The organism is Gaiella sp., assembly GCF_039915195.1.
Lineage (GTDB): Bacteria > Actinomycetota > Thermoleophilia > Gaiellales > Gaiellaceae > Gaiella.
This window is the reverse complement of sequence record NZ_JBDSNT010000073.1, coordinates 1-17,158: the sequence shown is the minus strand read 5'-3', so window position 1 is coordinate 17,158 and position 17,158 is coordinate 1. Positions and strand designations below refer to the sequence as shown.

The following is a 17,158-nucleotide window of genomic DNA, read 5'->3' as shown; positions in this document are numbered from 1 at the left end:
GCACCGTCCATCTCGTAGGCGAGCATCACGTCCGGAAGCAGTGCCTGCTCCAGGGTCAGCGAGTCCTCATACGGGTTCTCGGCAGAGACGAAGTTGAGGGCGCGAACGCTGCTCTTCGCCCCGGCGGCCTCGAGCAGGTCGGCGATCCTCACCCCGCCCCAACGGACGTCCGACACGGACCAGCCGGTGACGCAGTGGAAGTCCGAGATCTGATCGGCCCGCGGCATCGCCTCGAGGTCGGCGAGCGTGTAGCTCGTGGGCGACCCGACGAGACCGGTGACTTCGAGACGGTAGGTCGCGGGGTCATAGGTCGGCATCGAGCTGCCGACCGTGTAGATGCGCCATCCCGACGTCGGGACGATGCTCGAGACGGACTTCGGCACGACGCGGTCGAGCAGCCCTGTCGCGTCCTTCGCAAGGAAGAGGCCCGCTGCGCCGAGACCGAGGATTCCGAGGAAACCGGCGCGACCGATGGTGCGGTCATTCATGAAGCAAGTTGTAGCGCGGGAACCTTACGGCGACCTTACGGATGGGTGAACCGTGGGTTGCGCCTATCCTGCCGAGGCGATGCGCGTCTTTCTCTGTCGACATGCCCACGCACTCTCCGGCGAGCCGGATGAGCTCCGCGAGCTCTCTGCCGCAGGGGTCGAGCAGGCTCGCGCGCTCGGCGAGAGCCTGGCCGCCCGAGCCGATGCACCCGTGGTCGTTCTCTCGAGCCCGCTTCTGCGTGCCCGCCAGACGGCAGCGGAGCTCGGCCGGGCCGTGGGAGTGCCGGTGCGGGTCGACGACGCGCTCGCGCCCGGTGCAACCGCTGACGGGCTGGCGCATGCGATGAAAGGAGAGCAAGGCCCCGTCGCAACCGTCGGCCATCAGCCCGACTGCTCGGAGATCGCGTACGCCGTGATCGGGCGTGACCCCGGCTTCCCGGTCGCCGGCATGGTCGAGCTGGAGCTCACGACGTGAGCGCTGCGGCTCTCGAGGTGCGTGACCTGCGCAAGAGCTACGGGGCGAACGAGGCGGTTGCTGGGATCAGCTTCCGCATCGAACCGGGTGAAGTCTTCGGCCTGCTCGGCCCGAACGGTGCCGGGAAGACGACGACCGTCGAGATCCTCGAGGGCTATCGCAAGCGCGACAGCGGCGACGTGACGGTGCTCGGTGTCGACCCGGAGCTCGGCGGCCGCGCGCTGCGCGAGCGGATCGGCGTTGTCCTGCAGTCGTCGGAGCTACCGGCCACGCTGACCGTCCGCGAGGTACACCGGATGTTCGCGGGCTACTACGCTCACCCCCGTGACGTGGACGAGGTGATCGGCCTCGTCGGCCTCGAGGAGAAGGCTGACGCCCGCGTGAAGACGCTCTCCGGCGGACAGAAGCGCCGCCTCGACCTCGGTCTCGCGCTCGTCGGCGATCCGGAGCTCCTCTTTCTCGACGAGCCCACGACGGGATTCGACCCGGCCGCGCGGCGGACGGCATGGGAGCTCGTGCGCGCCCTCCGGGGGCTCGGCAAGACGATCCTGCTGACGACGCACTACCTCGACGAGGCGCAGCAGCTAGCCGACCGCGTGGCGGTGATCCGCGATGGCCGCATCGTCAAGCAGGGCTCGCCCGCACAGTTGATCGGAATCGCCCCCCGGGTCGCGATCCGCTACCACGAGGATGGGCGGGACGTCGTGATCGAGACGGACGAGCCGACCCGGGTGCTGGCCGAGTTGACCGGCGTGGCCGCGGCAGCAGGTCGCGAACTGGAGTCGCTCGAGGTCGTGCGCCCATCCCTCGAGGACGTCTACCTCGACCTGATCGACAACGGCAGCGGCAACGAGTCCCCGTGAGGATCTTTGTCCACGAGCTGCGCAACCAGCAGCGTATGTTCTGGCGCAACCGCGAGTCGGCGGTCTTCGTCTTCATTTTCCCTCCGCTGCTGTTCCTGCTCCTCGGGGCCGTGTACAGCGACCGGATCGAGGGGTTCCGCGCTGCCGACGTCCTGATCGTTGGCCTCGTCGGCTACGGCTGCGCGAACACCGCGCTCGCAGGGCTTGCGATCACGCTCGTGATCCGCCGCGAGGCCGGCATCCTGAAGCGGATCCGCGCAACACCGCTACCGGCGACCACCTACCTGACGTCCGTCCTGGGCTCGACGCTGATCGTCTTCGTGCTGCAGATGCTGCTGACGATCGCGCTCGGCGTCGTTCTCTACGGGGCGAAGGGGCCGGAGAACCCGCTCGGTATGGTCGCTGCCGCGCTGCTCGGCGTCGCCTGCTTCGCGGGCCTCGGCTTCGGAGCCACGGCGCTGATCCGGTCGGCAGAAGGCTCGTCCGCGGTCGTCAACCTGATCGTCCTGCCGATGGCGTTCCTCTCGGGCTCCTTCGGGCCGACACGGCGCTACCCCGACGTGCTGCAGTGGCTCGCCGACGTCCTGCCGCTGACCTACCTAATCGATCTGATGAACGACATCTACCTCCGTGGCGGCTCGTTCGTAGACCACCCGAAGGAGATCGCGATCGTGGCAGCCTGGGGTCTCGTCGGCGTCGCTATCGCCTGGCGTCGCTTCGGTTGGGAGCCGCGCGAGCGGTGAGAGGGTCGGTCTGCTCGCACCCGTCTCGTGAACCGCGTGACTGCGGGCGCACGGTGACATAGACTCAGCAGTTCCCGTGGCCGACGCACTCATAACCCTCGAGGCAGTTTCGAAGCGCTTCGGAACGGTCGAGGCCGTGCGCGCGTCGAGTTTTTCGATCGCCGACGGCGAGTTCTTCACCATGCTCGGCCCGTCCGGGTGCGGCAAGACCACGACGCTGCGCATGATCGCCGGCTTCGAGCTCCCATCCGGAGGCCGGATCCTCCTGCGTGGGGAGGACGTGACGGAGGTGCCGCCGAATCGGCGACCCGTCAACATGGTCTTCCAGCACTATGCCCTGTTCCCGCACATGTCGGTGCTCGATAACGTCGCGTTCGGACTCAAGCTGAAGAAGGTGCCGAAACAGGAGCGTCGGCGTCGGGCGCTCGAAATGCTCGAGGTCGTAGCGCTCGATGGGCTCGAGCAACGGAAGCCGCAGCAACTGTCCGGTGGACAGCAGCAGCGAGTCGCCCTCGCGAGGGCGCTGATCAACAACCCGGCCGCCCTCCTGCTCGATGAGCCACTCGGGGCACTCGACGTCAAGCTTCGGCGTGCGCTCCAACTCGAGCTCAAGCGCGTGCAGTCCGAGACGGGAACGACATTCGTGTACGTCACGCACGACCAGGAAGAGGCGCTCGCGATGTCCGACCGGATCGCCGTGATGAACCACGGCGTCGTCGACCAGATCGGCACACCTCGTGAGATCTACGAACACCCCACCACGCCGTTCGTCGCCGACTTCGTCGGTTCCCTGAACGCGCTCGAGGTCGTCATCGACGAGGTGGTCGGCGACAGTGTCGTGTGCCGCTTCGGCGAGGTCGGCCGCGTTGTCGCGCCTGCCCCGCACGGAGCGAGCAGCGGCTCGACCTGGCGGATTGCGGTTCGACCCGAACGAGTCACGATCGGGACCGAACAGGTCGCGTTCGACGGCGGTTCGCGTCTTTCGGGAACCCTGCAGCAGGTGGTCTACCTGGGGATGCTGACCCAGTATCACGTCGACACGCCCGCCGGGCGCGTCGTCTCACACCGGATGAACGACGAGGCGGGACTGAGCCTCGAGACCGGAGCGGAGGTTCACGTCGGCTGGGCCGCCGATCACACTTCCGTGCTCGGACCTGCTTCGAGCTAGGAAACGGAGCAACGGAGCGTCGTGTAGCACGCCCGCGGAAGGGCTGGATCGACCGTGGTCACGCTGCCCACGAGCAGCACGAGGTCGGCCCTACTCGGCGCCTGCCGGGTACTTTGCGGGGTCGAGCTCGATCTGCAAGCGCCGCTCCACGACGCGCCGCCCGATCTCGGTGAGCACGATCACGATCATCGAGACGGCGAACACGATCACCGCCACTGCGATCACCTGGGGCAACAGCGTCGGGAACCGCAACTGGGAGAAGAGGTAGAGCGGGAAGGTGGTCGCGTCGCCTGCCACGAACGAGGCAAGCACGATCTCGTCGAAGGAGAAAACGAACGCGATCAGAAATGCCGAGAGAAGCGCCGGCCAGATCAACGGCAGTGTGATCGAGCGGAACGTGCGCACCCAACCGGCCCCGAGATCATGTGCCGCCTCCTCGAGACGCACATCGATCCGCTCGAGCCGTGGCACGAGAATCAGAATCACCGCGGGCAGCAGGATGACGACATGGCCGATCACGAGCGTCCAGATCGAAAGCGGAAACGCGATCCCCGGAAGCCTGTCGATCTGCGAGAAGAGGATCAACAGCGCGATCGCAAACACGATGTACGGAATCACGAGTGGGCTGAGGAGCAAGGCGACAACCGCCCCTTTGGCGAGGAACTGGCGGCGCACGAGGGCGATTGCAGCGAGGAGGCCGAGGCCGACGGCAGCGAAGCTCGCAATGGACGAGACCTTGATGCTCGTCAAAACGGATGCCTTCAGCACTTCATTGGACGCGAACTGCTCGTACGCGTCCGTCGTAAATCCCGACAGCGGAAACGACGGAACATCGGCGTCATTGAAGGAGAACATGACGAGCAGGAGGAGGGGCGCGTACAGGAAGAAGACAAAGAACGCGAAGAACGCCCGCAGAAACCATTTTCCCCGTGCCGAGATCGCAGTATCCATCAGCCGGTGGGTGCCGATCGGAAGGCGAGGAACCGACCTGCGAGGCCGAAGAGCACCATCAGCAGAGCGATCACCGCGAGCAGGAAGATGGACAGGACGGAGCCGGTTTGCCAATCGAGGCTCGGGCCGTACAGATCCGCGATCGAGTTGCCGAACATGAAGCCTCCGGTGCCCCCGACGAGCAGCGGCGTGAAGTACTCACCAAGCGTCGGCACGAACACGAAGATGAAGCCGGCGAGCACACCCGGCAAGCTGAGCGGCAGGGTCACGGCACGGAAGGCGGTCAGGCGGCTCGCGCCGAGGTCGGTGGCCGCCTCGAGCAGACGCCGATCGAGGTTCTCGAGAACGACGAAGATCGGGAGCGCAACGAGGGGCACGTAGACGAAGACGAGGGTGATGATGACCGCTGGTTGGCTGTAGATGAGCGCCGGGATCGGATCGTCCGGATCGCGCAACCCCAACCAGTATGCGAGCGAGTTGATCACACCCTGGTCGCCAAGAATGACCTTCATCGCCAGCAGGCGGAGGAAGTAGCTCACGAAGAACGGCGCGATGATCATGAGCAGCAGTACGTACTTGCGTTTCGGCGCACAGAGCGCCATGAAGTATGCGACGGGGTACGCGAGCAGAACCGCGATCACGGAGACGATCAGCGACATCCGCGCGGACTTCCAGAACAGGTGCAGGTAGGCAGAGCCGTCAAGAAAGTCGATCCACCCGTCGAGCGAGAACGCCGCCTCGTCCTGAAAAAATGCGAGGATGCCGACCGAAAAGGCCCCGGCAATAATGACAGGCACGACGAAGAACACGACGAGCCAGACCACGGGCGGCCCAACGAGACCGAAGGTGCCGAGGTCGACCCGGCGCCGCCTCGTGGGCGGCGCCGGGGTTGGTACCGTGTCTGTATCGGAGCTCACGTGGGTACTACGCGGCCTTGACCTCGTCCCACGCCTTCGCGAACCGTCGCCTGTCGGGAACGTAGCGCTCGATGTGAGCCTTTGGCTCCTCGAGCGCAGTCGGATCGTCCAGATGGAACGCCGAGACGAGTGCCGGGTCGACGCCGCCCAGGGCCACGGCGGTATTGGAGTGGCCGTACGCGTAGTTGGGGATGATCCACGCCGCCGAGGCCGCCCCGATCCAGTCGTCCACATACGCGTGCGCGTGGTGGTAGTTCTTCGTCTCCTTGGCGAGTACGAACCCGCAGTTCCATGAGAGACGGCCTTCCTTCGGCTCCGAGTAGACGACCTCGAGTCCCTTCGCCTTCGCGGCGGTGTACGAGCCGCCCCACGCATAGCCAACCCACACGTTGCCGTTCGCGACATCCGCGTCGAAGTCTGTCCCGGACGACCAGAAATTCCGAACGAGCTTCTTCTTCTCGATCAGGAACTTTGTCGCATCGGTGAGCTGGGTATCGGTCCAGTTGGCGAAGTCGTACGGGTCGAATCCCTGCGTATAGCCGTAGATCAGGAAGTTCTCGACGGGGCTGTCCCACCAGGAGATCTTCCCCTTGTAGCGCTTGTCATAGAAGAGGTTCCACGACTCCTCGCCGTCCGGCTCGACCTTGTCTGAGCGGTAAAGCGGAGATGAGAATCCCCAGTCGGCGGGAATGAAGTACTGCTTCCCGTCGACCTGCCCTCCCTTGACGAGGGAGGGGTTGAGGTCGCCGAAATTCTTGAGCAGTGCAGTATCCCAGGGCTGGATTGCGTCGAGGTCGACCCAGTCCTGCACGTAGCTCACACACGGGTGGACGATGTCGGGCTTGAACCCTGCCCGCACCTTGGCGAGCGCCTGGTCGTCGCTCGTGAGGAAGGTGTATTTTGGCGCCTGGTAGGAGTCGACGTACCCCTGGAGGACGCCTGTTGCCGTCTTACCTCCGTAGGCCGGGTACTCGTAGCCTGCCCACTCGAGAACCGAGAGATTCCCCGGTTCGTCTGCGATCGTGCCGCTCGCACCCGTCGCGCCGCCCGAGCTCGAACCACCGCAGGCCGCGAGGAACGTCGTTCCGGCGGCGAGCATGCCGAGCTCGACGAACCGGCGCCTGTTGATCGCACTTTCCCAGCTTGGTTGGGGTTTGCTGCCAGTCATCCGCTCTCCGTTCCGTCGGCGCGTTGCCGCGCACCTTTCATTGTGTGGCCCCGTCGGCGGATGGTCTCATGTCGAGCGCCGGGAAGCAACAGTCTCGGACGTGAGAGGCTCCAGCCTCCTAGCAAGGCTGCCGAAGCTCCGGCGGTCGACATTCCGCCCCGCGGTGAGGAGATACGAGACCGTTGTGCCGCGGCGCCACGCGGCAAACCACGTTGGTAGCTGCTTCTTGCACGTCGGGCACGAGTCGAGCTCGAAGAGCTGCGCTCGCTCCGCACCGAGCGCGATCGGCACAAGAGGCCGGGACGGGCCGACAAAGTCCCCTGTGTGTCCGGCAATCCAGTCGAGGTACGCGTTCGCGCCGGCGACATCCGCAAACGTCAGAGTTCGAGCCACGACGTGGTCGAACGTGTCCGTATGCCCCGAGAACTCGCGCTCGGCTCCACCGAGATACCCGGCGGCGGCGAGAAGTGCGGCAAGGTCGGACGGGGCCAACGCATCTTGCGCGAGCTCACGAGCGGGGAGCGCCCGGTCGCGCGCTGTCAGCTCGGGGAGTGCCTCGTGGGCGAGCGGTGGCAGCACGCGGGGCGCGGGTTCGGATTCCGTTCCTCCGCAGCCCGCGGCAACGGCCGCGACAGCCAGAGCCGGCACAAGCAGGAGACGATGAGCGCGCATGCGCGAGTGATTCAACCTGACAGGACGCTCGCTCGCGCGTAGAGTCGGTGGAAGGAGAGCCGAAGGAACCATCAGGAGGTCGCCCCGTGGACGTCGATATCCAAGGCACGCTCAGGGCCGAACTCGAGAGCGGCCTCACACTTCCCGCACCCTGGTACTCGGACCCGACGATCTACGCGCGAGAACAGGAGCGGATCTTCCGTCGCTCGTGGCAGTACGCTTGCGCCGTCGGCCGCGCGTAGCCGCGTGTGCCTGCTCGGCAGCTGCGTAACAGTCGAGCGCTGCGGGACCGTCGACCGCACGGCACGAGCGCTGGTCAAGCCGAGACGCACGTCCCGCCTGGGCCTCGGGCCTGCAGGTCGCTGTCGGCGAGAAACCCCTCGACCGACACCGGCATGAAATGCTCGTCCGGGTGCAACACGAGCACCGGCGCGTACCGGGCGAGCAACTGTGTGAGCGTCGACCCCGCGTCTGCGGCGCTGCAGAGGCTGCACCTACAACAGCAAAGCTCAAAGCGACGGCCACCACGACTCGTCTCATCCCGATCTCCATCCCCGCACACGAGGCGGGCATGCTCTGCAACGGGCACGGCTGGCCGCTTGTGATGATTGCGATGCTTTGTGCTGCGCCGACTCTCGCAGCCGTGCCAGGGAGCCTGCGTACGACAGGACGCCTACTCCGGACGTCCGGCGACGAGCGATGCATCCCCTGGCGCCCACGCGACCAGGACCGCATCACCCGGCCCGAGGGCCGAGTGCGGCGCCCGTGATTCGAGCCGGACATGGACGGACTGCCGGTCGCGAAGGTCGACGACGATCTTGCGCGCGGCCCCGAGGTACACGGTCTCTGCTATGACCCCCGAGACGACGTTCACGCCCGCAGGCAGATCGGCCGCCGCGCTCGCGGTGACGATCGACATTCGCTCGGGCCGAACGACGGCCGTTGCCTCCGCTCCCCCGACGAGACCGAGCCTGTTCGCAGATTCCGCGTCGACGAGCCATCGGGTTTCACCGTCCACGAGCGACGGCGAGCCGTCCTGCGTATCGAGCGTCCCCGTGAACAGGTTCGAGTCGCCGAGAAAGCGTGCGACGAATGGCGTTTCGGGTGACTCGTAGAGCGTCTCCGGGGCGCCTATCTGAACAACCTTGCCGCGCTCCATCACGGCGATACGGTCGGCCATCGTCAGCGCTTCCTCCTGATCGTGGGTGACGACGATGAACGTCACACCCACCGTGTGCTGGATGCGTTTCAACTCGATCTGCATCTCTCCCCGGATCTGTCGATCGAGCGCGGACAACGGCTCGTCGAGGAGCAGGACTCGAGGGCGCTTGACGAGCGCGCGGGCGAGGGCGACGCGTTGTTTCTGTCCTCCGGAGAGCTGCGTCGGCCGGCGTTCTGCCAGCCCCTCGAGCTGAACGAGAGCAAGCGCCTCGTGCGCTCGGGTGAGCGCCTCACGGCGCGGGACACCCTCCATGCGCAACCCGTAGGCGACGTTCCGCTCGACATTCATGTGCGGGAACAACGCGTACGACTGGAACATCATGTTGACCGGCCGGCGATACGGCTTGATGCCCACCAGGTCACTCCCGTCGAGCAGGAGCTTCCCGCTGTCCGGCGACTCGAAGCCCGCGAGCATCCGAAGGAGAGTCGTCTTGCCGCAGCCGCTCGGGCCGAGCAATCCGAAGAACTCGCCCTCGCCGATCGAGAGCGTCACGTCGTCGACCGCCGTGACGGAGCCGAACCGCTTCGTCACACCCATGATCTCGATCACGCCGCTCAAGACGCCGCCTGCCGTCCGCGCAACCGCATCGACGCCAGCACGAGCGCAATGCTCAATCCGAGAACAACCGTTGCGAGCGCGTTGACGACCGGGGTGACGCCGAAGCGCACCATCGAGTAGATCTTGATCGGGAGGGTGATCTCGATCCCCGCGGTGAAGTATGCGATCACGAACTCGTCCACCGAGAGCGTGAACACGATCAGAGCACCGGCGATCACGCCCGGGGCGATCTGGGGCAGCGTCACATGGAGAAAGGTTCGCGACTCGCTCGCGCCGAGGTCGAGCGAGGCCTCCACGGTCGAGTGGTCAAAGTGGGCAAGCCGAGTGCTCACGACGATCGCAACGAAAGCGATGCCAAACGTGGCGTGGGCCAGCACGACCGACCAGAGGCCGAGTTGCAGCCCGAGCTTCTGGGTGAAGACGAGATTGAAACCCGAGAGCAGGGCGATCGCGAGCACGATGTCCGGAATGATCATCGGAACGAACACAAGCCCGTCGAGGAGGCGCGAACGGAGCCGCGCGAGTCCGAAGGCGAGCGGCGTGCCGATCAGTACCGACAGCCCCGTCGCGGCGAGCGCCACGGTCATGGTCGCCACGGCAGCGCTCTTGATCTCCTCGTCGCGAGCGAGCTCCGAGTACCACTTCGTCGAGAAGCCACCCCACGCCGTCGGCAGGCCCGACTCGTTGAACGAGAGGCCGACGAGCACAGCGATGGGTAGATAGAGGAAGGCGAGCGCGGCGACGAAGACTGCCCCGAGCCCCAGGTCTCCGGTTCTAGACCGCACGCGAAGCCGCCTCCCCATCGACACCGCGACGGGCGAGCCACGACTGCACGAGCACGAGCACGAGCAACATTGCGATGAGCGACACCGCGAGCGTGGCACCGAACGGCCAGTCGCGCGCCTTCAGGAACTGCCCCTGGATCAGGTTGCCCACCATCTGACGGCGGCCGCCGCCGAGCAGGTCGGGGATGAGGAAGTTCCCGAGTGTCGGTACGAAGACGAAGATGCAGCCCGCCGCGATACCCGGAAGCGTGAGCGGCACCATCACCGTCCACAGGCGCTTCCAGGCGTTGGCGCCGAGGTCGGCGGAGGCCTCGGCGAGTTCAGGCCCAAGGCGCTCGAGTGCCGCGTAGATCGGCAGCACCATGAGTGGCAGGTACGTCGAGACCATCCCGATCACGATCGCAAACTCGTTGTACAGGAGGCGTACCGGTTCGTCGACGAGCCCCGAGCCGCGCAGCACTCTGTTGATCAGGCCCTGGTCGTTCAGGAGCACGACCCACGCGTAGGTGCGGATCAGCAGGCTCGTCCAGAAGGGAAGGATGATCAGCACGAGCAGCACCGTCCGCCACCGCGCAGGACGTGTGGCGACGAACAGTGCGACCGGGTAGCCGATCAAGAGCGAGATCACGGTCGCCTCGACGGCGACGCGCAGCGAAAACCAGAGCACGCTCAGATAGAGCGAGTCGAAAGCACGGCGATAGTTGTCGAACGTCCAGTCGTAAACGACACCGCCGTAGGTGCCCCGCTGGAAGAAGCTGTAGGCAAGAACGAGGCCGACCGGAAGCACGAGCAGCCCCGCCCACCAGAGGAGGGCGGGGCTGACGAGTGCAGTGCTACGGAGCCGGCCGCGGCGCACGCCGCGCTAGCCGACGATTCCCGACACCGTCCGCGACCACAGGGGCTGCGCCTTGCCGAGGTCCCGCTCGGTCTCGAAGGTGAGCAGCAGCTTTGGTGGGATGAGGAGGTTCGGGTACTGCTTCCCGAGCGACTTCCTCACTCGTGCCATTGCAACGGCGTTCGGCGTCTTGTAGAGCACGAGCTCCGTCACGGCCTTGCCGCTGTCGGCCCTCAGAACCCAGTCGAGGAACTTGTGGGCCGCCTCCTTGTTCTTGCTCTTCTCGAGCACGACCATCGTGTCGACGAAGACGTCGGAGCCTTCCTTCGGGATCTTGAACTTGATCTTCGGGTTCTCGCCGATGCCGTAGTTGCACCAGCCGTCCCAGGCCTCGACGAGCCTTGCTTCGCCGGAGACGAGCTTCGAGTAGAAGGTCGTGTCGTCGTAGGCGAGCAAGGTCTTCTTTGTCTCCTTGAGGAGCGCGGCGGCCTTCTGCAGCTGCGCCGGGTTGACCGTGTTGATCGAGTAGCCGAGCACCTTGAGTGCAGGCAGCATCAACCACCGGTCGGTGGCGAGCATCGTCGTCTTGCCCTTGAGGTCGGCCGACGGCTTGAGCAGATCGTTCCAGCTCGTCGGTGTCTTCGTCAGGTCACTGCGCCAGCAGAGGCCGGTCGTCCCCCACGTGTACGGCATGGAGTACTTGTTGCCGAGGTCGTACGCGAGCCTGGAGGCCGCCGGGTAAAGGTTCTTTCGGTTCGGTATCTGCTTGGGGTCGAGCTTCGCCGCCCAACCGCGCTTCTTGAGTGATTCGGCGAATGGGCCGGAGACGAAGACGATGTCGTAGCCACCGCCGTTCTGGGCCTCGAGCTTGCCCATGATGTCCTCGTTGGTCGTGTGCTTCGCGAGCTTGACCTTGATTCCCGTCGCCTTCTCGAACTTCGGGATCAGATCCTTCGGCGTGTAGGCATCCCAGTTCGAGATCGTCAGGGTGGTTCCGGACGTCTTTGCGGTCGCGCTACCGGTGACGACAGCAACGACAACTGCGATGACCGTGATCGCAGCGAGTGCCACGAATCGGGTCGGTTTGAGGTGCTTCATCTGGGGTGCTCCTTTGTGGGTGGAGGAGGTCATCGACTGACGGGCTGCCCACCTCGGGCAACCCGCTCGATCAGGGAAGCTGCACGTACTCGACCCGGGTCAGCCTGGACACGCGTGGAGATCGATCTCATCCTCTCACGCGCGGTGGTATCGACGAGAATCTGCTCGACCGCGCCGAGCAACTGCTCGTCGGTGAAGGAATAGGTCGGCAGCCGGAGACCGTGGCCCGTCTCGTGCACGCGCTGCGCGTTGTCGTACTGATCCCAGAACAACGGCAGCGCGATCATCGGCAGGCCGTGGTGGAAGCACTCTGTCGTCGTGTTGTTTCCGGCGTGGGTGATCACGAGGTCGACGTGAGGGAGGATGGCCGGCTGTGGGAGGTACTCGGCGCCCCACATGTTGTCGGCCAGCTCGAACTCGGTGTGTTGTGGGCCCTTCGACACGATGAACCTGTGAGGTGACCGGCCAAGGACGTCGACGAGACGCCGCATCAGATCGACGTCGGCGGAGCCGAGGCTTCCGAGCGAGAGGTAGACGAGCCCCCCGGCGTCATGTGCGAGATCGTCGGGCAGCGTGAACGACTCGGCCACGTCCCGGACGCAGGTATCGATTCGGTGCCAGGTCGCGGCGAGCGGGTTGGCACGGGCGTAGTCGACCTCTGCCGGATAGAGGTAGAGGTTGAGAAAGTCGGATTCGTGGATGAAGTCGCCTTCCGGCAAGCGAGGGGCACCTTGCTCCTCGCAGAAGGCGGAGAAGGCGCCGTGCAGCTCAGCCGTCGCCCGGCGGTACTCGTCGCGGAACGTATCCCAGGCGGAGCGATCGTCGGTCGAGTAGCCGGAGAAGACGGGCGCGATCCCGGTGTCCTTCACCTCGAGGGGGTTGCACGAGACGATCCGAACCCAGGGCCGGCCCGAGGCGAGGATCGCAGGGAACGAGACGACGTTGTCCTCGACGATCGCATCGGGCTGGACGTCCTCGAAGATCTCCGTCAGCTGGTCGTCGACGTACCGGGCACCGCCGCACAGGGCCTCGAACGTCGGCGCGATGAACTCTTCCAGCTGATCGATCGTGGGCTTCCTGAAAACGGGTGCCGTTTCGCGGATGAAGTCCTTCCAGAACTGCCCGGGTTCCTCAGGGTGCTCGGGTGGAGGGCCGAGTCGCATCAGGCGCTCCTCGAAGCCCTGGGCCTCGAGGCTGCCGGAGAACGACTCCTCGAGCACGAACACGACCCGATGGCCTCGCTCACGCAGAACCTGACCTATCGCGACACAGTTGTTGGTCGGCCCGTACGCCCCCTCGGGGAAGAATATGATCGTTCTGCTCTCCGTCACGTCAATCCTCCGCTCGTGCCGTCAGCGGGGGCCGTGGGCGCCCGATCGGAGGTCTCGGCTCCCGGCATGCTCGGAGAGCGGGCAGGCTTCTGGATGCCGGGCACGAGGAACGAACCTACGAGATCTGCGATTGCGAGTCAAGGAAGAAGGTGGATGCCCTGAGGGCACTCGAGCAGGCGTTTGCGACGCTCGATCTCGACGAAATTTCCGTCGCACGCTGGTTTGCTGGCAAAGGAGGTCTGGCTGCTGCAGCTCGGTTCGTCGACGCGGTCGAGATGCCCGGGAGTGAGGGTGGGTGGCTCGTCCTCGCCGACGTGACGCATGCCGATGGGGGAATCGAGCGCTACCTGTTGCCGACCCGCATCGGTTCCGACGGCACTCTGGACGAGGCCCTTCCCGACGACCCACTCTGGCCATCGCTCGCGCGCGCGATCACGGCTGGGGCGCAGCTCGCCGGTGTCAGGGGCTCTTTCACGGCCGTGGCAGGCCACCTCGACGGAACACCGCCAGCGGGAGGGCGCGCGCTCACCGACGATCAGTCGAACACATCGATTGTGCTCGAGGAGCGCCTGGTCGTGAAGTGCTACCGGCGACCACGGAAGGGAACACATCCCGAACCCGAGCTGTTGGCCGGACTCGCACAGGTCGGGTCGAAATGGGCGCCCGCCTTCGGCGGCTCTCTCGCCCACCACGACCCTGGAGGCGAAGAGACTCTCGCCTGCGTCTACTCCTTCGTGCCAGGAGAGCCGGTCGGCTGGGAACGGCTGATCGTCCGGCTCCGCGACCTGCTCGCGACCGACGACCGCGACGCACGCGACGCACTGGCCGACGAGATGGGCGCGCTCGGTGCCGCCGCGGCCGGGCTGCACGTCGACCTCGCAGCCGCCTTCGGCATCGAGACCACGACCTCGAAGGATGCGTACGCAGCCGTCGCCGCTGCGAGGGCTCAACTCGACGAGGCGCTCGCGCTCGCGACGCCAGAACTCGCAGCCACCCTCGGGCCTCGCGCCGAGTCAGCGAGGGGCTTCATCTCGGACCTCGACCGGCTCACGGGTGCGCCAGCCATCAGGTGCCACGGCGACCTGCATGTGGGGCAGTTCATCGCCTCGCCCAGCGGACCGGTCGTGGTCGACTACGAGGGCGAGCCGGCGCGACCGGTCCACGACCGACGTCGGGTCGGGTCGCCGCTTCGTGATCTGGCCTGCCTGCTTCTTTCGTTCGATCACGTCGCTGCTGCGGCCGCCCGCCGTCTCTCCTTTGGCTCAGCCCTCGAAGCTGCATTTGCGTGGAGCGCAGAGGCTCGTGGGCATGCCGAGCATGCGTACCGCGACGGCATCGTCGGCTCGAGCCTCGAGTTCGACTCGCGGCTCCTGCGTGCGCTCGAAGTGGAGAAGGAGTGCCACGAGGTGATCTACGCTGCGACGGTGCTACCTGAATGGTCGTATGCGCCGGGGCTGGCGATCGGGCGGCTCCTCGACAGGCCGTCGCCCGCGTGAGCCCCGAGGGATTTCTTGCGGACGTCCTCTCCGCGCCTGCGCGGCTCGAGCGTGTTCTCGACGACTACGGCGGGCCTGGCTCACCGCTCGCTGCCGTCGAGACGGGCGGGGTGGGGCGTGTGCTGTTTCTCGGCATGGGCAGCTCGCGCTTTGCGGCTCTCGCTGCAGTGGCTCACCTTCGCGCCCGGGGAATCGATGCGTACGCGGAGCTGGCCTCGACAGGGCTGGCAACGCTTCCGCGAGCGGGAACGCTCGTCGTCGGTATCTCCGCGTCGGGCGGTACGCTCGAGACGATCGAGGCGCTCGCCCGGCACCGTGGCACGAGCCCGACGGTTGCTCTGACCAATCGTCCCCACTCGGCGATCGAGAATGTAGCCGACCTGACGCTGCCGCTTCTTGCAGGTGAGGAGGAAGGCGGTGTCGCCTGCGTCAGCTTCCAGGCGACGCTCGCGGTGCTGTTTCTCCTCTGCAAGCGACTGGCGGGAGGCGCCGGGGTCGACGCGCTGCGACCCGCGGTCGCGGCCGCGGACACAATCCGATCGACCCGGGCCGAATGGCTCGACGAGTTGGTCGACCTCGTTGTCGATAGGCACACGGTGTACGCGGTCGCACCGGCAGAGCGCATCTCGTCGGCTCTGCAGTCGGCGCTCATGCTGCGCGAAGGCCCTCGAATCGCGGCGGACGCCACAGAGACCGGCGACTGGCTCCACGTCGATGTCTATCTCTCGAAGCACCCGGGCTATACGGCGCTCCTCTTCCCCGGTTCACGCTTTGACGCGGGCGTCATGGACTGGGCGCGTGAGCGCGCTTCGTCGGTGATCGCGGTCGGCGCTGCCGTGGACGGAGCCGCGCTCCACATCCCTTACCCGACCTCCGACAGCGCGATCGTGGCCACGCTCGTCGAGACCGGAATCGCCGAGCTCCTCGCGGCCGAGCTGTGGCGCCGGCAGATCTCGTCGTAGAGTGACCCCATGAACGATGTGCCAAGGACGCTGCCGTTCGGCGCCGCCGAGACCCTCGCCGGCGTGGCAGGCGCCGAGCGCGTGCTCGATGCGGGATGCGGCAGCGGCCGGCTCACCGTGGCGCTCGCCGACACGGGCGCAGCGGTCACCGGCATCGACACCAATACACGACAGCTCGGGCAGGCTCGAGGCCGGGCCGAGAAGGCCGGTGTCGAGCTGACCCTTCTCGAAGCCGACTTCAACGCGCCGCTTCCGTTCGCTGACGCCTCGTTCGATGCGGTGACGAGCCGGCTCGCGCTGATGGCGGCCGACGATGCGGTCGCGACGCTCACCGAGTTGCGTCGGGTGCTCGAGCCTGGCGGGAGACTCGTCACCGTTCTCTGGGCTGCACCTGACGAGAACCCGTGGTTCTCGGTACCGCGTGAGGCGATCGGCGCGGTGCTCGGGCCGGAGCAAGCGTCGTTCGCGCGGGCGTTCGGGAAGCTCGGCGACCCGGACGAGGCGGCCGCCGTTCATCGCGCTGCGGGACTCGCGGAGGTCGCGGCCGTCCGGGTACGGGGGACGCGCACGACGCCCGATGCCGCGTCGTACTGGAAGGAGCTGGCTGCCGAGAACGGTCACTTCCGCCGCGTCTCGGCCGGACTCGGGGAGAGCGAAGCGGCTGCGCTCGCGCGCGAGCTCCAGGATCGGCTCGCGCCCTACAGCGAGGGAACCCGACTCGTTCTGCCCCGGACGCTCGTGCTCGTCACCGCACGTGTGGCGTAGCTCTCCGTGTGTTGACGAATAAACGAACATACGAATCGTGCAATCGCTCGCGCTCTCTCGGGAAGGACTTCATTCGCCGGAGTTCTCCTCGATCGAGGAGTACCTGGCCGAGAACGCGAGTGCGTACGACGACGTGCATGAATGAGCGAAGGCCTGCAACCACAACCAAACTATGCTTGAACCGACAGTGGAGAGAGAACATCGTCCGTTGCCGAAGCTGTCGCTGAGGCAGATATTGCCTCAGGCGGCACAAGCCCCCGTAGCTCAGTGGATAGAGCAGTGGTTTCCTAAACCGCGTGCGCAAGTTCGATTCTTGCCGGGGGCACTTGTGTATCAGAGCCTTCTGAGGCCGCAGAACGGCGCAAGGGACTACTCGTAGCGAGACGAGCGGATTGAGCCGTTTGTAGCCGGTTATCTCCGCCTGTGACCCTGTTGCCAGGGTCTGCTCAGGGTCGATTGGCCCACGACGGCGCACGACGCAGTTAACGCCGGACGACGAATCCGGGCCGGAAAGCTAGCGGGGCTCAGCAAGTCGGGAAACCCCGGGGTCATCTTCGAGTTCGCGGGCGTCCGCTGCGAGGCGAAACACAAAGGATCCCGTGCATTGGCGATGGAGGTAAATGCCCGAGCCGTTTCCGTGCCAGTAGGTAACTGGCTGACC

General features: G+C 66.0%; 19 protein-coding genes and 1 tRNA gene. 9 read left to right on the top strand and 11 right to left on the bottom strand.

The features are described 5' to 3' along the window. Positions 1-488, bottom strand: a 488-nt coding sequence (locus ABIR74_RS07755) for a molybdopterin-dependent oxidoreductase (RefSeq protein ID WP_348176743.1), incomplete at its 3' end; no start/stop codon positions are given. 79 nt (positions 489-567) lie between these two features. On the opposite strand from ABIR74_RS07755, the gene ABIR74_RS07750 reads away from it, so the two are divergent. The 4 genes from ABIR74_RS07750 to ABIR74_RS07735 all read left to right on the top strand — a co-directional run bounded on the left by ABIR74_RS07750 (position 568) and on the right by ABIR74_RS07735 (position 3,737). Continuing rightward, complete coding sequence (locus ABIR74_RS07750; RefSeq protein ID WP_348176741.1) at positions 568-963, top strand: histidine phosphatase family protein; 396 nt, start codon at positions 568-570, stop codon at positions 961-963. Further along, positions 960-1,826, top strand: a complete 867-nt coding sequence (locus tag ABIR74_RS07745; protein WP_348176739.1) for an ABC transporter ATP-binding protein — start codon at positions 960-962, stop codon at positions 1,824-1,826. The genes ABIR74_RS07750 and ABIR74_RS07745 overlap by 4 nt, the downstream gene beginning before the upstream one ends. After that, the gene (locus tag ABIR74_RS07740) at positions 1,823-2,569 is read left to right on the top strand and encodes an ABC transporter permease (RefSeq protein ID WP_348176737.1); all 747 of its coding nucleotides are present in this window, start codon (positions 1,823-1,825) and stop codon (positions 2,567-2,569) included. The genes ABIR74_RS07745 and ABIR74_RS07740 overlap by 4 nt, the downstream gene beginning before the upstream one ends. Positions 2,570-2,645: 76 nt before the next feature. Next, positions 2,646-3,737, top strand: a complete 1,092-nt coding sequence (locus tag ABIR74_RS07735) for an ABC transporter ATP-binding protein (RefSeq protein WP_348176735.1) — start codon at positions 2,646-2,648, stop codon at positions 3,735-3,737. Between the two features lie 90 nt (positions 3,738-3,827). Here the strand turns inward: ABIR74_RS07735 and ABIR74_RS07730 are convergent, their stop codons facing one another. The 4 genes from ABIR74_RS07730 to ABIR74_RS07715 form a co-directional block, all read right to left on the bottom strand. Beyond that, positions 3,828-4,688 (bottom strand): ABC transporter permease, encoded by an 861-nt coding sequence (locus tag ABIR74_RS07730; protein ID WP_348176733.1) that lies wholly within the window; start codon positions 4,686-4,688, stop codon positions 3,828-3,830. Beyond that, positions 4,688-5,605, bottom strand: coding sequence for an ABC transporter permease (locus ABIR74_RS07725; RefSeq protein ID WP_348176731.1), 918 nt, complete (start codon positions 5,603-5,605; stop codon positions 4,688-4,690). Before ABIR74_RS07725 ends, ABIR74_RS07730 begins: the two co-directional genes overlap by 1 nt. 7 nt (positions 5,606-5,612) lie before the next feature. Continuing rightward, positions 5,613-6,773: an extracellular solute-binding protein gene (locus tag ABIR74_RS07720; protein ID WP_348176729.1), complete on the bottom strand. Its 1,161-nt coding sequence runs from the start codon at positions 6,771-6,773 to the stop codon at positions 5,613-5,615. Positions 6,774-6,839: 66 nt separating this feature from the next. Beyond that, positions 6,840-7,445, bottom strand: a complete 606-nt coding sequence (locus ABIR74_RS07715; RefSeq protein WP_348176727.1) for a hypothetical protein — start codon at positions 7,443-7,445, stop codon at positions 6,840-6,842. 86 nt (positions 7,446-7,531) lie between these two features. Here ABIR74_RS07715 and ABIR74_RS07710 point away from each other — a divergent pair, with 86 nt between their 5' ends. Continuing rightward, complete coding sequence (locus ABIR74_RS07710; RefSeq protein WP_348176725.1) at positions 7,532-7,687, top strand: hypothetical protein; 156 nt, start codon at positions 7,532-7,534, stop codon at positions 7,685-7,687. Positions 7,688-7,761: 74 nt separating this feature from the next. Here the strand turns inward: ABIR74_RS07710 and ABIR74_RS07705 are convergent, their stop codons facing one another. The 6 genes from ABIR74_RS07705 to ABIR74_RS07680 form a co-directional block, all read right to left on the bottom strand. Continuing rightward, entirely contained in the window at positions 7,762-7,893 is a 132-nt protein-coding gene (locus ABIR74_RS07705; RefSeq protein ID WP_348176723.1) for a hypothetical protein, read from the bottom strand. Positions 7,894-8,118: 225 nt separating this feature from the next. Next, positions 8,119-9,204 (bottom strand): ABC transporter ATP-binding protein, encoded by a 1,086-nt coding sequence (locus tag ABIR74_RS07700; protein ID WP_348176745.1) that lies wholly within the window; start codon positions 9,202-9,204, stop codon positions 8,119-8,121. Between the two features lie 17 nt (positions 9,205-9,221). Further along, positions 9,222-10,010, bottom strand: coding sequence for an ABC transporter permease (locus ABIR74_RS07695; protein WP_348176721.1), 789 nt, complete (start codon positions 10,008-10,010; stop codon positions 9,222-9,224). Beyond that, positions 10,000-10,866 (bottom strand): ABC transporter permease, encoded by an 867-nt coding sequence (locus tag ABIR74_RS07690; protein ID WP_348176719.1) that lies wholly within the window; start codon positions 10,864-10,866, stop codon positions 10,000-10,002. The genes ABIR74_RS07695 and ABIR74_RS07690 overlap by 11 nt, the downstream gene beginning before the upstream one ends. 6 nt (positions 10,867-10,872) lie before the next feature. Further along, positions 10,873-11,943 carry a spermidine/putrescine ABC transporter substrate-binding protein gene (locus tag ABIR74_RS07685; protein ID WP_348176717.1) on the bottom strand — a complete coding sequence of 357 codons (1,071 nt, stop codon included), beginning with the start codon at positions 11,941-11,943 and terminating at the stop codon, positions 10,873-10,875. Positions 11,944-11,972: 29 nt separating this feature from the next. Further along, positions 11,973-13,274, bottom strand: a complete 1,302-nt coding sequence (locus tag ABIR74_RS07680; RefSeq protein ID WP_348176715.1) for a nucleotide disphospho-sugar-binding domain-containing protein — start codon at positions 13,272-13,274, stop codon at positions 11,973-11,975. A gap of 149 nt (positions 13,275-13,423) precedes the next feature. Here ABIR74_RS07680 and ABIR74_RS07675 point away from each other — a divergent pair, with 149 nt between their 5' ends. The 4 genes from ABIR74_RS07675 (at position 13,424) to ABIR74_RS07660 (ending at position 16,822) form a co-directional block, all read left to right on the top strand. Beyond that, positions 13,424-14,770, top strand: coding sequence for a phosphotransferase (locus tag ABIR74_RS07675; protein WP_348176713.1), 1,347 nt, complete (start codon positions 13,424-13,426; stop codon positions 14,768-14,770). Beyond that, positions 14,767-15,732, top strand: coding sequence for an SIS domain-containing protein (locus ABIR74_RS07670; RefSeq protein WP_348176711.1), 966 nt, complete (start codon positions 14,767-14,769; stop codon positions 15,730-15,732). The genes ABIR74_RS07675 and ABIR74_RS07670 overlap by 4 nt, the downstream gene beginning before the upstream one ends. A 9-nt stretch (positions 15,733-15,741) precedes the next feature. After that, entirely contained in the window at positions 15,742-16,497 is a 756-nt protein-coding gene (locus tag ABIR74_RS07665) for a methyltransferase domain-containing protein (RefSeq protein WP_348176709.1), read from the top strand. Between the two features lie 253 nt (positions 16,498-16,750). Next, positions 16,751-16,822, top strand: a tRNA-Arg gene (locus ABIR74_RS07660). Positions 16,823-17,158 lie beyond the last annotated feature (336 nt).

What these genes read in the sequence shown, in the direction of transcription:
- ABIR74_RS07750 (WP_348176741.1), top strand. Translation starts at nt 568, where the DNA reads ATGCGCGTCTTTCTCTGTCGACATGCCCACGCACTCTCCGGCGAGCCG.
- ABIR74_RS07730 (WP_348176733.1), bottom strand. Translation starts at nt 4,688, where the DNA reads ATGGATACTGCGATCTCGGCACGGGGAAAATGGTTTCTGCGGGCGTTC.
- ABIR74_RS07720 (WP_348176729.1), bottom strand. Translation starts at nt 6,773, where the DNA reads ATGACTGGCAGCAAACCCCAACCAAGCTGGGAAAGTGCGATCAACAGG.
- ABIR74_RS07715 (WP_348176727.1), bottom strand. Translation starts at nt 7,445, where the DNA reads ATGCGCGCTCATCGTCTCCTGCTTGTGCCGGCTCTGGCTGTCGCGGCC.
- ABIR74_RS07700 (WP_348176745.1), bottom strand. Translation starts at nt 9,204, where the DNA reads ATGGGTGTGACGAAGCGGTTCGGCTCCGTCACGGCGGTCGACGACGTG.
- ABIR74_RS07685 (WP_348176717.1), bottom strand. Translation starts at nt 11,943, where the DNA reads ATGAAGCACCTCAAACCGACCCGATTCGTGGCACTCGCTGCGATCACG.
- ABIR74_RS07665 (WP_348176709.1), top strand. Translation starts at nt 15,742, where the DNA reads ATGAACGATGTGCCAAGGACGCTGCCGTTCGGCGCCGCCGAGACCCTC.